Consider the following 14,994-nt stretch of genomic DNA (forward strand, 5'->3'; position numbering starts at 1 on the left):
AACCGCCGGTCGGCTCCGCCGTGAGCCCGGCCGGCGCGCACAACCTGATGGAGCCGACCGATGCGATCCCCCTCCAACCTCAGCCGGGTTGCTCTCGGCGCCCTCCTCGGTAGCCTGATCCTGTCCGCCCCGGCGCTCGCCCAGAGCGCGGCCAACCCCAACGACCAGCCCACCGCCGCCACCCTCCCCCCCGGCACCGACACGGTGCGGGGCAGCGACCGCTCGGCCGAGCGGCCGACCGGCGAGGTCTCGGCGCCGAGCGCGATCCGCTCCTCGACCGCGGTGGTGCCGGAGGGCCGGGGCAGCGGGAAGGCCGTGCGCACCAACCCCACCGACCACCTCTCGAAGCCGTTCCGGACGAGCTACGAGAACTAATCCGCAACCCTGTTCCCTTCCCCGCCGTTTGAACCGGCACGGCTGCCTCAAGCGGCGTGACAGGCGGCCTGGACAGGTGGGAGGCGAGGCATGGGGCTGCTCGATCAGGTCATCGGCGGAGTCGTCGGACAGGTTCTGGGGGGCGGGCGCGGCGGGGCTCTGGCCTCGCCGGTGATCAAGGCGCTCCTCATGCTCCTGCTCACCAAGGGAGCGGGCGGCCTCGGCGACATGCTGGGCCGCGGCGCGCCCGAATCCGGCGGCCGCCCCCTCCCCGGCCCGGGTGCCGACGACGGCGATCTCGGCGGGTTCAACCAGGGCCGCCGCAGTGGACCGCCCGCGCAGGGCGGCGACCCCGGCAACGATCTCGGCGGCGACTTCAGCGACCTCGCCGGCATGCTCGACGGTCCGGGCGGCGGCCATTCCGGGCCGCGCTCCCCCGGCGAGGGCCCCTATGCCGGGCTCGACCGGGAGCCGCAGGACGGGAGCGGCGCGGCCGCGGGCGGGCTCGACGATCTGATCCGGGGCTTCGAGCGGAGCGGACTCGGCGACGTGATCGCCTCCTGGATCGGTCGGGGTCCCAACCGGGAGATCCCGCCGAACCGCCTCGCCGATGCCCTCGGCCCCGAGACGGTCGAGACGCTGAGTCGGGAAACCGGCCTGCCGCAGAACGAGCTGCTGGCTCAACTCGCCCGGGCCCTGCCCGGCGTGATCGACACCCTGACGCCCCAGGGCCGGGCGCCGAGCCGCGAGGAACGCGGCGGCTGGTGAAGGAGCCCGCATGACCTACGAGCTGCATTACTGGCCGATGATCCCCGGTCGGGGCGAGTTCGTACGGCTCGCCCTCGAACAGGCCGGTGCGGATTACATCGATGTCGCCCGCCGGCCCGAGGCGCAGGGCGGCGGCATCGCGGCGATGATGGAGCGCCTGGAGGACGAACCGGTCCGCCCGCCCTTCGCCCCGCCCTTTCTCAAGGACGGCGACCGCGTGATCGGCCAGACCGCGGCGATCCTGCTCTATCTCGGGCCGCGCCTCGGCCTCGTCGGCGAGGATGAGACCGACCGGGTCTGGACGCACCAGATCCAGCTCACCATCGCCGACATGGTGGCGGAGGCGCACGACACCCATCACCCGGTCGGCGTCGGCCTGTACTACGAGGACCAGAAGCCCGAGGCGCGTCGCCGCGCCGAGGATTTCTGCGAGAACCGCATTCCGAAATTCCTGGGCTGGTTCGAGCGGGTGCTCGCCGGCAACCCGGCGGGGCCGGCGCATCTGGTGGGCGGCGCGGTCAGCTATGCCGACACCTCGCTGTTCCAGCTCGTGGAGGGCCTGCGCTACGCCTTTCCCCGCGCCGCCTCCCGCGCCCTGGCACAGGCGCCGCACGTCGCCGCCCATGCGGAGCGGATCGGGCAGCTACCCCGCATCGCGGCCTACCGCGCCAGCGAGCGTTGCCTTCCCTTCAATGAGCAGGGCATCTTCCGGCACTACCCGGAGCTCGATTTCGGCTGACGCTCCGGCCCGCGCAGATTCACATTTGACATTGTCGTGAGGACGGCTTCGCGGCCAAACCGTCGCGCTTGTGCCGCCCGACGGCGTGCTACACCTGCCTTCGTGAGCATGCTCGTGAGTCTTCCCACCGCCGAGGAACCGAGCGTCGAACCGGCGCGCTTCCGGATCGCGGAGCCGTTGCGGGCGGCGCAGGAAGCGCTTGCCCGGGCGCAGGATGCCGCCGGTATCGGCGTGTTCACCCTCGACCTGCGCGAGGGCCTGCTGCATCCGAGCCCGGCCTTCTGCCGGCTGCACGGCTTGGAGCCGCGCGAGCACTATCCCCTCGCCGCCCTTGCCGAGCGGCTCGCGGCGGAGGACGCGGCGGCGATCCCATCGGGCGACGCACCGCCCGGCGAGACGTTCTACCGCGTCCGCGATCCGCTGACCGGCGCCCTGCGCTGGATCGCCCGCACCCTCGAGATCGAGTGCGACGTGTACGGCAAGGCCGCGCGCCTGTTCGGCGTGGTGCGGGACGTGACCGAGCAGCGGGCCCAGCGCACGACGCTGGCCGAGAGCGAGCAGCACTACCGCACGCTGTTCGAGCAGATGGACGAGGGCTACTGCGTCATCGAGTTCATCGACGGCCCGCACGGCCCCCTGAGCGACTACGTCCACGTCACCGCCAACCGCGCCTACGCGCAGCATGCCGGCATCGAGAGCGTCGCCGGCAAGCGCCTGCGCGAGATCGTGGGGGAGGAGGCCGAGGGCTGGCTCGCGCTCTACGGCGACGTCCTGCGCACCGGCCGGCCGATCCGCTTCCAGCGCGAGCTGGTCGCCACGGGCCGCTACCTCGAACTGGCCGCCTTCCGCATCGAGCCTGCATCCCGGCGCCAGGTCGCGGTGCTGTTCCAGGACATCACCGCGCGCCGCCGCGTGGAACACCTGCTCCATTCCAAGGCCGCCGACCTGGAGGCGGAGGTGGTGGCGCAACGGCGCGACCGCGACCGCGTCTGGACCCTCTCGCCGGTGCTCAAGGTCGTGACCACTCCCGATGGGCGGATCGAGGCGGTGAACCCGTCCTGGAGCCGGACGCTGGGCTGGTCGGCGGGCGAGACGGTGGGCCGGCACGTGCCCGACTTCTTCGTCCCCGAGGAGCGTGCGGCGGCCGAGGCGGCGCTGGAGCGGCTCGCGGCCGGCGGCTCGACCGATCTCGAACTGACCTGCCTCACCAAGGATGGCGGCGCCCGCCGGGTGCTCTGGACCATCGTGCCCGCCGACGGCCTGCTCTACGGCTTCGGCCGCGACATCACCGAGCAGCGCCAGGCCGAGGAAGCCCTGCGCCAGTCGCAGAAGCTGGAGGCGGTGGGCCAGCTCACCGGGGGCGTGGCCCACGACTTCAACAACCTGCTGACCATCATCCGCTCCTCGGTGGAGTTTCTGCGAAGGCCCGATCTCGCGCCCGAGCGCAAGGCGCGCTACCTCGACGCCGTTTCCGACACCGTGGACCGCGCCGCCAAGCTGACGGGCCAGCTCCTGGCCTTCGCCCGGCGGCAGGCGCTCAAGCCCGAGACCTTCGACGTGGGCGAGCGGCTGCGCAGCATCTCGGAAATGCTCGACTCGGTGACGGGGGCGCGCATCCGCGTCGTCACCGACCTGCCCGGCGCCCCCTGCTTCGTGCGCGCCGATGCCAGCCAGTTCGAGACGGCGCTCGTCAACATGGCGGTGAACGCCCGCGACGCCATGGACGGGGAGGGCTGCCTGACGCTGCGCCTCGACGGGACCGCACCGATGCCGCCGATCCGCGGCCATGCCGGTGCCGCCGGGCCCTTCGTCGCGGTCTCGGTCGTCGACACCGGCACCGGTATCGCGAGCGCCGACCTGACCCGCATCTTCGAGCCGTTCTTCACCACCAAGGAGGTGGGACGGGGCACGGGGCTCGGCCTCTCCCAGGTGATCGGCTTCGCCAAGCAATCGGGCGGCGACGTGGACGTGAAGAGCCGCGCGGGCGAGGGCACGACCTTCACCCTCTACCTGCCCGAGGTCGCCGCCCCCCTGGCAGCCCCTGCCCCCGCCGGACCGGGGCCGGATCCCGGCACCGCGGCGCATCTGCGCATCCTCGTGGTCGAGGACAACCTCGAAGTCGGCCGCTTCTGCACGCAGATCCTGGAGGAACTCGGCCACCGCCCGGTCTGGGCCGAGAACGCCGAGGCCGCCCTGGTCGAGCTGGAGCGGGCCGCGCCGCCCTTCGACGCGGTCTTTTCCGACGTGGTGATGCCGGGCATGGGCGGCATCGCGCTCGCCCGCATCCTGCGCGAACGCCTGCCGGATCTGCCGGTGGTGCTCACCTCCGGCTACAGCCACGTCCTGGCGCAGGACGACGCGCACGGGTTCGAGCTGCTGCGCAAGCCGTATTCGGCGGAGGAGCTGGGGCGGGTGCTGCGTGAGATGGCGGGGCGGCGGGGGACGCGGGACGCGATGCCGGCCTGAGGTCGAGCCCAATCCGCTGACGATAAACCGGACTGCTTGCGACCCTGATCGGAGGTTCCGAGCCCCCGTTCGAGCGCAATCCGACGAAGTGGAAACCGGTTCGTCGAAAGAAGGCGCGTCAAAACAAAAACCGAGAGACGCCGACCTGATGCGATCTCAGGTCGGACACGGCTCTAGTGGTCGCCGCGCGCAACAGCTTCGACGATGGCGGCGGCAATCGTCTGGGGGCTCCCGACCACGTCGATAGGACCACTGTAACCGATTGCGTTCTCGGGCATGCCCCGGTGGAGCTTCGAATTGGGCGTAATCACCATCGTCAGACCGCCGGCCTCATGGATCGCCGCGACGCCGCGCGACCCATCATCCAGCGATCCCGACAGGACGACGCCAATCACCCGCTTCTTCGCGTACCGGGCAACCGACCGGAAGAGCAGATCGACCGTGCGGTTCCTGTGCTGGCGATCGGGATCATCGACCAGTCCCCCCAAGCTGCGCGCTGCAAGCGTGAGATGCTGGCCGGGCTCGCCGATGTAGACGGTGCCCCGCTCGAACTTCTCGCCTTCCTCGGCAATCAGGACCGGATGGGAGCAGGCACGCTCCAACACGGGTCTCAGATTGCTCGGTCTATCCCAGGGCCTATGCAACACGACGAGGATCACGGCTTGGATCGACGGCGGAAGAGCAGCGAGCAACGCCTCGATATCCCTCAGGCCCTCGCCTCCTGAGGCACCAACGGCAACAAACCAGGGCGAGCCATCGTCCGTCATGCCACCTGATTACCAGTGGACGCGCCTGGAAGTCACGCGCGGGCTCAGGTCCCGATCCTCCCGTTGAAAGACGGACCGCTCCCCACCCTCGGCAGCGACTTATACAGCCAAATAGATTCCCTTTTCTCCCGACGCTGCATTCACATCGCGCCTCACGCGGCCAAGCGCGGAAACACCAGCGTCTGGTGCAGGGAAACACCGGCGGTCACGCCGTCGGCCGACGCCCAGGCCACGCTGTGCGGGAAGCGCGCTGCGTCGCCGGCCGCGTAGACACCGGGAACCGTCGTCTCCTTCATCGCGTCGGTGCGGATCGTCGGTCCCAGCATTCCCTCGTCCACGGCGCAGCCGAGCTGCTCCGCGAGCGGGCTGTTCAGGCGGTATCGCGGGCCGACGAAGAGCGCCTCCAGCGGGATCGTCCGGCCATCCGCCATGGCGAGCGCCGACAGGGCGCGCCCCTCGCCCGCAAGGGCCCGCACGGAGCCGGTCTCGATCCTGATCTTGCGGGCGGCGAGCCGCGTGCAAGCCTCCGCGTCGGGGGCCGGGTTCCCGTTCAGAAAGAGCGTGGTCGGCCCCCATTCCGCGATCAGCTCCGCCTGATGGAGCGATTTGGGTCCGGCGAACAGAACGCCGAGCATCCGCCCGGCAAATTCGAAGCCGTGGCAATAGGGGCAGTGCAGCACGCTCGCGCCCCAGCGCTCGGCCAGCCCGGGGAGGTCCGGCAGGATGTCGCGGATGCCGAAGGCCAGGACGAGTTTCGAGGCTTCGAGCCGCTGGCCGCCCGCGAGCGAGACGGCGAAGCCGTCGCCTGCGGCGCGCGCCGACACCGCCTCCCCCGCAACGAAGCTGGCGTTCGGATAGCCCGCGAGCTGTGCGCGGGCGGCGGCGATCATCGCCAGCGGGTTCTCTCCATCCTGCGCGAAGAAGCCGTGCGAGGCATCGGCGAACCGGTTGCGGGGGGCGCCGGCATCGATGACGCAGACCCTGCGGCGGGCGCGGGCGATGTAGAGCGCCGCGGACAGGCCGGCGAAGCTGCCGCCGACGATGATCGCATCATAACGCATGGGCGGTCTCCGGGTTGACGTCGCCGCCGCGCGCGGCGAGGCGGGCGTGGAAATCGGCGCTCAGCGCGGCGAGCGTGATCCGGCCGAGCTGCGCCATCAGCAGCGCCTCCGCCTCGCGGAAGCTCGCATCCATCGCGGCATTGACCGCCTGCTCGACGAGGCAGCCGGGCGCCTCGCTCCGGTTGCCCATGGCGAAGATTTCGGGGGCGCCGAGCGCCTCGTAGATGTCGCGCAGCGTGACCGCCTGGACATCACAGGCGATCCGCCAGCCGCCGCCATGCCCCTTCTCGGAACGGACGTAGCCCCGGTCCCGCAGGCCCGCCATGATGCGCCGGACCACGACGGGGTTGGTCTGCATCATGCCGGCCAGGAACTCGGAGGTCACCGGCCCCTCGATCTCCGCCATGTGCAGGAGGACGTGGAGGACGCCCGAAAGCTTGCTGTCGCGTCTCATGTAACTTTACATGTTTCATGATAGGACGCCTGTCAAGCGCGCGGTGCGGCGTGCCCCGAAACGCAAGAAGGCCCGCCTCCCGGCGAGCCTTCCCCTGTCCGAGCCGCCCGGCCATCGGCCGGGCGGACCCGAGAATCTCTCGGAAAGATTACGGCTGACCGGCCGGCTTGTTCGCGGCGGGCGGGTTGGTCGGCGCCGTGGTCTGGCCGGCGGCCGGCGGAGTCGCGGGCGGCGTCGCCGGGGCGGTGGTCGTGGTGTTGGCCGGAGGCGTGGTCGTGCCGGTGGTGTCCTTCTTCTCGTCCTTGCAGGCGGCGAGGCCGAGGGCGAGCAGGCCGAGGACGGGAAGCAGCTTGATGGCGCGCATGGTGTTCCTCCGTATCGTTGAGCCCTTCGCGCGCCGCCCCGGACGGACCGGCGGAAGGGCGAAAACGGGCTTTGCCGTGCTGTGGCAAAGCTGAGAACGCATTCCGGCCCCGGACCGTTCAACATTTGCGCGCCGACGGCCCCGAAGAACCGGGAAAGACCAAGCTTCCTCAGGAAAAGATAAGCGGGATGAAACCGGCAGTCCCGCCGTTGTGCCCCCTATCGGACCTGACAGGTCTCGCAGAAGAACGTCGAGCGTCCGCCCTGAACGATCCGGCCGATCCGCCCGGTGCAGCCCTTGGTCGGGCAGGCATGGCCCACCCGGTCGTAGACGCGGAAGCCGTGCTGGAAGGCGCCGCGCTCCCCGTCCGGCCGGGCGTAGTCGCGGAGGGTGGAGCCCCCGGCCGCCACCGCCTCGGTGAGCACCGCCTTGATCTCCTTGACGAGTTTCTTCGCCTTCGGCGTCGGGGCGCCGTCGGGCTTGGCGAGCGCGCCCGCCGGCAGGGCCGGGTGGAGGCCGGAGCGGTGCAGCGCCTCGCAGACATAGATGTTGCCTAAGCCCGCGATCAGGCGCTGGTCGAGGAGCGCGGCCTTCAGCGGCGTGATTTTTCTCGCGAACAGGCGCGCGAGCACCGCACCGTCGAGCGCGTCGGAGAGCGGCTCGACGCCCATCGCCGCGAAATGGCGGCAGGTTTCGAGGTCGCGCGTGGCCACGAGGTCCATGAAGCCGAAGCGGCGGGCGTCGTTGTAGGTGACGGTGGCGCCGTTGGCGAAGGCCATCACCACGTGGTCGTGCTTGGGCGTGCCGAGCGCCCCTTCGAGGTAGAAGTCGCCCGGCGAGAGGTTCGAGCCGTCGGGCATCCGCACGTCGAAGCGCCCGCTCATGCCGAGATGCAGGATCAGGCTCTCGCCGGAATCGAGATGCGCCGTGAGGTATTTCGCCCGGCGCGCCAGCTCCCGCACGGTCGTGCCCTCCAGCCGCTCGGCGAAGCGCTCGGGGAAGGGGAAGCGCAGGTTCGGCCGGCGCAGGGTCACGCGGGCGAAACGCGCGCCGACCATCGCGGGGGCCAGGCCCCGGCGCACGGTCTCGACTTCGGGCAGTTCGGGCATGGTCGTGGGAGAGAAGCGGCACAAGAGAAGGGACAAGAGAGCTGTAGCGCCCTCCCCGCCCCCAGTGCGAGCCCTGCCGGCCCGCCCCGGGCGGCCACGGTGTCGCGCTTGCGGCCCGCTGGCCCGGGGATCGATCCGAGGAGACTTGCGGGAACCGTTGCCCGCGCAAACGGCTTGCTCCCGGCCAAGGTCCTTTCGGCGCGCGTCTCTGGCCGGACCGGCCTCCCCTTCCGGTGCGCGCGCGTCAGCCGGTCGTCGGAGTCAGTACGGCATGAGCGCCCATCCCTACCGGTTCGGGATCGAGGAAGAGTATTTTCTCGCCGATGCCGAGACCCGCGGCACGCCGCGCCGCTCGGTCAAGCCGTTCCATCAGGCGGCCGGCGAGCGGCTGCCCGAGATCGGGCGCGAGCTGCTGCAGTGTCAGGTCGAGGTCTGCACACCGCCGTCCACGGCCTTCGCCGAGGCCCGCGAGGCGTTGCTGCGCCAGCGCCGGCAATTGGCGGAGCTGGGGCGCGAGCACGGACTCCTCGTCTTCGCCGCCGGCACTCACCCCATCGCCGACTGGGCGCGGCAATTGCCGACCAAGGGCGACCGCTACCGCGGCATCCTGCGCGATGTCGGCCTCGCCGGGCGGCGTAGCCTGATCTGCGGCATGCACGTCCATGTCGAGGTCTCCGACCCCGACCGGCGCGTGGCCCTGATGGACCGGCTGCTGCCGTTCCAGCCCTTGCTGTTTGCCCTCTCCGCCTCCTCGCCGTTCTGGCAGGGCAAGCCGACGGGGCTCGCCGCCTACCGCCTCAGCGCCTTCGGCGAGTTGCCCCGCACCGGCCTGCCCGATCTGATGGGCGATGCGGGCGCGTACGAGCGCTACGTCCGGATCATGACCAATGCCGGCTCGATCCAGGATGCGAGCTTCCTGTGGTGGTCGCTCCGCCCCTCGATCAAGTTCCCGACGCTGGAACTGCGCATCGCCGATTCCTGCACGCGGCTTTCCGACGCCATCGTGGTGGCGGCGCTGTTCCGCTGCCTCGTGCGGCTGGTGGAGCGCCGGCCCGACATCAATGCAGGGCTCACCGGCGTGTCGCGGGCGATCGCGGCGGAGAATCTGTGGCGCGCCCAGCGCAGCGGCATCGAGGCCGAGCTGATCGACGAATCCGCCGAGCAGGCCTTCGCCTTCCCCGCCGCCCTCGACACGCTGCTCTCGCTGATCGCGGAGGATGCCGAGGCGCTGGGCTGCACCGCCGAGATCGCCGACGCCCATCGGATCCTGCGCGAGGGCACCAGCGCCGACCGCCAGATCGCCGCCTTCGAAGCCACCCGCGGCGGCGACACCAGCAACCGTCAGGCTCTCGACGCGGTGGTGGACTGGCTGGCCGAGACCACGCGCGACGGGTGAGAGCTAGCCGAACAATCCGGCGAGGCTCACGAGGCTGAGGCTCGCGATCAGGAGCCCCACCACGACCATCAGCACCCGCGCCGGGATCACACGCACCAGCAGGGCGGCGAGGGGCGCGGCGAACAGCCCGCCGAGGATGAGGCCGGCGATGGTGGTCCAGTGGGTCAGCCCACCGAGCAGGGTGAAGGAGAGGCCGCTCGCGAGCGCGATGAAGAACTCCGCGGCGTTGACCGTGCCGATCGTGGTGCGCGGATCCTGCCCGCCGCCGACGAGCGTCGTCGTCACCACCGGCCCCCACCCGCCGCCGCCGACCGCATCGACGAAGCCGCCGCCGAGCGCCAGCGGCACCACGGCGCGGGGCGGCTCGCGGCGGGTCTTCAGGGTGCGGAACGCCTTCGACAGGACGTAGAGCCCCATCCCGAGCAGATAGACCGAGACGAACGGCTTGATCGCCTCGCCATCGACCGAGGTGAGGAGGGTGGCGCCCGCCACCGCGCCGATGGCGCCGGGGATCAGCAGGCGCCGGAACAGCCTCCCGTCCACATTGCCGAGCCGCCAGTGCGAGAGGCCGGAGAAGGCGGTGGTGAAGATCTCGGCGACATGCACGGAGGCCGAGGCGGCGGCCGGCGGCACGCCGGTGGAAAGCAGGAAGGTGGTCGAAGTGATGCCGTAGGCCATGCCGAGCGCACCATCGACGGTCTGCGCCGCGAGCCCGACCGCCGCGGCAGTCCAGAAGCCGCGGCTTGCCAGCCCCTCCATGACGGTGTGGACGACGCCCCCGCCCGCGCCCTGGGCGAGCACGGCCAGAACCGCCGCGATCACCGCGAGGGTGGCGAGGGCGGCGACACCCAGGAGGGCAAGCGTGAGGGCGAGCGTGCGCGGCTCGCCGAATTTCGTCGGCCGCGCGGCGGCGGAGGACGATCCGGCCATCGGAAAGCGATCCATGCGAGAAGGAGCCGAGAAGCTAAGGGCTCGGCCGGGGCAGGCAAGGCTTCGGGTTTTCCAAAGTTCAACGCACGGGGAGGCCAACATTCTCCGCAGTCTCCCTGCGCAAGAATGTCGTTCTCCGCCGCCGCGACAACCGTCGATGCGCGATCAGCCGGCCGCCGTCATGGCCGGCCGCCTCACCCCTTGTCGAACGGGTTCTTGGTGGTGCGCAGGGACAGCCGGATCGGCGAGCCGGGCAGGTCGAAGGCCTCGCGCAGGCCATTGACGAGGTAGCGGGTGTAGGATTTCGGCAGGGCGTCGAGCTGGTTGCCGAACAGGGCGAAGTGCGGCGGACGGCTCTTCACCTGCGTGGCGTAGCGGATCTTGATGCGCCGGCCGGAGACCGCCGGCGGCGGATTGCGCTGGGTCGCGTCAGTGAGCCACGCATTGATCCGCGCCGTGGAGACGCGCCGGCTCCAGACCTCGGAGGCGTCCACCACCGCCTGCATCAGCTTGTCGATCCCGTCGCCGGCCAGCCCCGAGAGCGGTACGACCGAGACGCCGCGCACCTGCGGCAGCAGGCGGGTGCAGTCCTCGCGCAGGGATTTCAGCAGCCCCGGCTGGTCGGCCACGAGGTCCCATTTGTTGAGGCCGATCACCAGGGCGCGGCCCTCGCTCTCGACGAGATCGACGATGGTAAGATCCTGCTTCTCGAACGGGATCGTCGCATCGAGCAGCACCACCACGACCTCGGCGAAGCGCACCGCGCGCAGGCCGTCGGAGACCGCGAGCTTCTCGAGCTTGTCGTCGATGCGGGCGCGGCGGCGCATCCCGGCGGTGTCGTGCAGCTTGATCCGGCGCCCGCGCCATTCCCAGTCGAGGGAGATCGAATCGCGGGTGATGCCGGCCTCGGGGCCGACGAGAAGCCGGTCCTCGCCGATCATCCGGTTGATGAGGGTGGACTTGCCGGCATTCGGCCGCCCGACGATGGCGACGCGCAGGCCCTTGCCGCCCTCCTCGTCCTCTTCGTCCTCGTCCGGCTCGGGCAGCACCTCGCGCAGGGCATCCTGCAGCGAGCCCAGGCCCTCGCCGTGCTCGGCGGAGAAGGGGATCGGGTCGCCGAGGCCGAGCGAGAACGCCTCGTAGGCACCCGCCATCCCGGCGCCGCCCTCGGCCTTGTTGGCAATGAGGATGACGGGGCAGCCGGAACGGCGCACCAGCTCGGCGAAGGGCCGGTCGGCCGGCAGCACCCCGGCGCGGGCGTCGATCACGAACAGCACCGCATCGGCTTCGAGGATCGCGGCCTCGGTCTGGGCGCGCATCCGGCCGAGCAGCGAATCGGCGTCCGCCTCCTCCAGGCCGGCGGTGTCGATGACGCGGAAGGCGACGTCGCCGATGAAGCCCTCGCCCTCCCGGCGGTCGCGGGTCACGCCGGGGCGGTCGTCCACGAGGGCGAGCTTGCGCCCGACCAGCCGGTTGAACAGGGTCGACTTACCGACATTCGGGCGTCCGACGATCGCGACGGTCGGCAGATCCATGGAACTAACAGTCTCGTCAGGCACGCGGACTTCGAAGAGTCCGCGGCGCAGTCTCAGGTTTCTCGATCATAGCGCCGTCGCGCGCCCGCCGTCAGCGGGTGATCGGCGGCGGCGGCGCGGCGTTCTCGGGCTTGGCCTCGGTCACGGTGACCGGACCGCCGGCCACCAGCGCCTCGTAGACCTCGACGCGCTGGCGCAGGCCTTGGGGCGTCTCGGCGTCGGCGCTGATCTGGTCGAACCAGCGGCCGGCGCCCTCGATGTCGCCGCGCTTGAGCGCGGTCAGGCCGAGCATCTCGCGGGCGGTGTGGCGGAAGGCGTTGGTCGGGGCGGCCAACCCCTGGAGGCTGGTCAGCGCCGGGTTCGGATCGGTCCCGTCGAGGCGCAGCAGCGCCGCACGCAGCCGGGCGAGATCGCGTAGGGAATCGCCGATGCCGGTGTCGTTGGCCAGCCCATCATAGGCCTGCGCCCCGGCGGCCGCATCGCGCTTGGCCGCCTCGGCGGCGAGGCGGAAGCGCGCGAGCAGGGCGTAGCCCCCCGGGGCTTCGGCCCGGATCGCGGCGAAGTCGCGATCCGCCTCCTCCGCCTTGCCGTCCTTGGCGAGGCGGTTGGCCCGATCGAACTGCTCGGAGGCCGCCTCGGCGCGGGTGCGCTCGGCGTGGCGCCAGTAATTGTAGCCGCCGACGCCGGCCACGAGGAGGATCGCCCCGGTGATGATCAGCGCGTTGTAGCGCTTCCAGATCTTGGCGATCTGGTCGCGGCGGTAATCCTCGTCGACCTCGCGGATGAACTCGTTGTTCTCGGCCATCTTCGAAAAAATCCGGGCGCCCCTCGCGGAAGCGCGCTCGCCTCGCCTGTCGTCGTATCGTGGGCGCCTAGCACAGCGCCCCCGCTTTGGCGAATGGAGAGCTCAACCTATCAGGGCCTTCGCTCGAAGCCGCTCAAGCGGCTTCGCGGCGCGAAGAGCGCCGCGCGCAGCGGGCTTTTCGGGGCTTGAGCCCCGGAAGGCATCGAGCGGAGCGAAAGCCTGAGCCCGCGGAGGCGGGCGCCGGCGACTGAGGCCAGCAAAAAACCACGGCGATCGCTTCAAGCGATTGCCGGGTCAGGCCTGACCCGGCCAGGCGGCGACGCCGATGAGCAGCGGGTGCAGGTACTTGCCGAACACGAACCATGCGACCACGCCGACGACCACGGCGATGGCGTCGTTGCGCCAGCCGGCCGGGGCGGCCTGCCCGCCATGCTGCTGCGCCACCTGCCCCGCGGTCAGCGCCCGGCGCTTGGCGCTGATGCGGGCGGCCACCGCCCAGGCGAGGAAGGAGCCGAACAGGAGGATCGAGCCGAGATCGCCGTTGGCGAGCAGGTGGGCGGTCGCCCAGATCTTCACCGCGAGCAGCATCGGGTGCTTGAGACGGGCGCGGAGATGGCCGGGCAGGTAGGTCGCCGCGAGGCTGATGAAGGCGAACAGGGTCAGCAGCACCGCGAGGTGCCGGGTCCAGAGCGGCGGCGACCAGACCGGGATCATGCCCTCCTGCCGGTAGAGCCCGTAGCCGTAGACGGTGAGGATCAGGCCGAGCGCCGAGAGCAGGGTGTAGCCGAGCTTGAACCGCCCCTCGCCGATCCGGCCGATCACCTCCGCACGCCGGGCGCGGGCCATGGAGAAGGCGTGCGTGCCGAGGAACAGCACGAGGCCGAGGATCAGAACCAGCATGGGGCAGCCTGTGGACGGCGCTCGCTCCGGCGGATGCGGACAAGCTCCCTGTAACGGTTCAAAACGCAATCTTTTGGCGATGTCCAGACTGACTCGCTCCCTCGTCGCAGCGCTCGCGCTCTCGTGCGGCGCCGTGCCGCCGGCCCGCGCCGCCGCGGAGCCGCCGCTCTCGGCGCTGACCCTGACGGGGCCGGAGCGGACGATCTTTTCCGCCACCCGCGACGCCTGCGACGGCGCCGACGTGCCCGACGCCTCGGCCCGCGCCTTCCGCGACGCGTCGGGGCAGATCGTGGTCTTCGGTCTGCACTACCGCAACCGGGCCCTGCGCGGCCCCGATTTCGACAGCCTGAAGATCGATTGTCGCGTGGTGCTCGATTCGGGCGAAAAAGCCGATCCGGCGCTCTACGACGACCGCTCGTGGATCACCGCCACCTGGACCGAGGACGGCACGAACATCGCCGCCCTCCTCCATCACGAGTACCAGGCCAACGAGCACGAGGGCCGCTGCCGCTCCAAGGTCTACCTGGAATGCTGGTACAACACGGTCACGGCGGCCTTCTCCCGCGACGGGGGCCTGCGCTTCACCCGCGCGACGCCGCCCGCGGTGGTGGCGGGCGCGCCGTTCCGGCAGGAGGAGGGCCAGGGCCGGCACCGGGGCTTCTTCAACCCGTCCAATATCGTCGGCGACGGGCGCACCCGCTCCTTCCTCGCCTCGACCACGGGTTGGGACCGGCCCGGCAGCGATCAGGAGGCGGGCGTCTGCCTGTTCCGCACCGAGCGGCCGGAGGATCCCACGAGCTGGCGCGCCTGGACCGGCACCGGCTTCACCGCCGCCTTTCCCGACCCCTACCGCAAGACGGTCAAGCTCGCCGACACCTGCAAGCCGATCGCACCGTTTCCCGCGCCCGTCGGCGCGGTGGTGCGCCACCGCGGCAGCGGCGCCTGGATCGCCGTGTTCATGGCGGCCAAGGGGGGCGCCTTTCCGGAATCGGGCTTCTACTGGAGCACGTCGCACGACCTGCTGAGCTGGGACATGCCGCGGCTGCTGCTCGCCGGCGCCACGCTCTACGACGATCCCTGCCAGGCGAAGGGCCGGCTGATCGCCTACCCCTCCCTGCTCGATCCGGAGGCCAAGGGCCGCAACTTCGACGATGTCGGCGAGGGCGCGCTCCTCACCTTCGCGACCCTGCGCCTTGACGGCTGCTCCATCACCTCCGACCGCGACCTCGTGCGGCGGCCGGTGGCGATCAAGGTCTGGCCGTGAAGGAGGAAGGCTTCGGGTTCGCCGGACCTGCCCCGACCCGCTTCCGCCGTCATTCCGGGGC

General features: G+C 71.0%; 15 protein-coding genes. 6 read left to right on the forward strand and 9 right to left on the reverse strand.

The features are described 5' to 3' along the window. Positions 1-60 precede the first annotated feature (60 nt). From HNR51_RS13015 to HNR51_RS13030, 4 genes are all read left to right on the forward strand, one after another. Entirely contained in the window at positions 61-375 is a 315-nt protein-coding gene (locus HNR51_RS13015; protein WP_012456236.1) for a hypothetical protein, read from the forward strand. A 90-nt stretch (positions 376-465) separates the two neighbouring features. Further along, complete coding sequence (locus tag HNR51_RS13020; protein WP_182555200.1) at positions 466-1,143, forward strand: YidB family protein; 678 nt, start codon at positions 466-468, stop codon at positions 1,141-1,143. Positions 1,144-1,153: 10 nt separating this feature from the next. Further along, positions 1,154-1,882, forward strand: coding sequence for a glutathione S-transferase (locus HNR51_RS13025; RefSeq protein ID WP_182555201.1), 729 nt, complete (start codon positions 1,154-1,156; stop codon positions 1,880-1,882). A gap of 108 nt (positions 1,883-1,990) precedes the next feature. Beyond that, the gene (locus tag HNR51_RS13030; protein WP_012456233.1) at positions 1,991-4,348 is read left to right on the forward strand and encodes a PAS domain-containing protein; all 2,358 of its coding nucleotides are present in this window, start codon (positions 1,991-1,993) and stop codon (positions 4,346-4,348) included. Between the two features lie 173 nt (positions 4,349-4,521). Here the strand turns inward: HNR51_RS13030 and HNR51_RS13035 are convergent, their stop codons facing one another. The 5 genes from HNR51_RS13035 to mutM form a co-directional block, all read right to left on the reverse strand. Next, on the reverse strand, positions 4,522-5,115 hold the full coding sequence (locus tag HNR51_RS13035) for a chemotaxis protein CheB (protein ID WP_012456232.1): 594 nt from the start codon (positions 5,113-5,115) through the stop codon (positions 4,522-4,524). Between the two features lie 152 nt (positions 5,116-5,267). Next, a complete protein-coding gene (locus HNR51_RS13040) occupies positions 5,268-6,176 on the reverse strand; it encodes an NAD(P)/FAD-dependent oxidoreductase (protein ID WP_182555202.1) in 909 nt (302 codons plus the stop codon). After that, on the reverse strand, positions 6,166-6,630 hold the full coding sequence (locus tag HNR51_RS13045; RefSeq protein WP_012456230.1) for an Rrf2 family transcriptional regulator: 465 nt from the start codon (positions 6,628-6,630) through the stop codon (positions 6,166-6,168). Before HNR51_RS13045 ends, HNR51_RS13040 begins: the two co-directional genes overlap by 11 nt. A 148-nt stretch (positions 6,631-6,778) precedes the next feature. Continuing rightward, the gene (locus tag HNR51_RS13050; RefSeq protein WP_012456229.1) at positions 6,779-6,994 is read right to left on the reverse strand and encodes a hypothetical protein; all 216 of its coding nucleotides are present in this window, start codon (positions 6,992-6,994) and stop codon (positions 6,779-6,781) included. Between the two features lie 218 nt (positions 6,995-7,212). Then, positions 7,213-8,103: a bifunctional DNA-formamidopyrimidine glycosylase/DNA-(apurinic or apyrimidinic site) lyase gene (gene mutM / locus HNR51_RS13055; protein ID WP_012456228.1), complete on the reverse strand. Its 891-nt coding sequence runs from the start codon at positions 8,101-8,103 to the stop codon at positions 7,213-7,215. A gap of 271 nt (positions 8,104-8,374) precedes the next feature. Between mutM and HNR51_RS13060 the strand changes: the two genes are divergently transcribed. Next, positions 8,375-9,499 carry a carboxylate-amine ligase gene (locus HNR51_RS13060; RefSeq protein ID WP_012456227.1) on the forward strand — a complete coding sequence of 375 codons (1,125 nt, stop codon included), beginning with the start codon at positions 8,375-8,377 and terminating at the stop codon, positions 9,497-9,499. Between the two features lie 3 nt (positions 9,500-9,502). Here HNR51_RS13060 and HNR51_RS13065 read toward each other — a convergent pair whose 3' ends face one another. From HNR51_RS13065 to HNR51_RS13080, 4 genes are all read right to left on the reverse strand, one after another. Next, positions 9,503-10,429: a sulfite exporter TauE/SafE family protein gene (locus HNR51_RS13065; RefSeq protein ID WP_182555203.1), complete on the reverse strand. Its 927-nt coding sequence runs from the start codon at positions 10,427-10,429 to the stop codon at positions 9,503-9,505. Between the two features lie 194 nt (positions 10,430-10,623). Then, complete coding sequence (der, locus tag HNR51_RS13070) at positions 10,624-11,964, reverse strand: ribosome biogenesis GTPase Der (RefSeq protein WP_012456225.1); 1,341 nt, start codon at positions 11,962-11,964, stop codon at positions 10,624-10,626. 91 nt (positions 11,965-12,055) lie between these two features. After that, positions 12,056-12,769, reverse strand: a complete 714-nt coding sequence (locus tag HNR51_RS13075) for a tetratricopeptide repeat protein (protein ID WP_012456224.1) — start codon at positions 12,767-12,769, stop codon at positions 12,056-12,058. Positions 12,770-13,063: 294 nt separating this feature from the next. Then, complete coding sequence (locus tag HNR51_RS13080) at positions 13,064-13,669, reverse strand: NnrU family protein (RefSeq protein WP_141953434.1); 606 nt, start codon at positions 13,667-13,669, stop codon at positions 13,064-13,066. Between the two features lie 79 nt (positions 13,670-13,748). Between HNR51_RS13080 and HNR51_RS13085 the strand changes: the two genes are divergently transcribed. Further along, positions 13,749-14,933, forward strand: a complete 1,185-nt coding sequence (locus tag HNR51_RS13085; RefSeq protein ID WP_182555204.1) for a hypothetical protein — start codon at positions 13,749-13,751, stop codon at positions 14,931-14,933. The last annotated feature ends 61 nt before the right edge of the window (positions 14,934-14,994 follow it).

The organism is Methylorubrum thiocyanatum (assembly GCA_014138645.1).
GTDB lineage: Bacteria > Pseudomonadota > Alphaproteobacteria > Rhizobiales > Beijerinckiaceae > Methylobacterium > Methylobacterium thiocyanatum.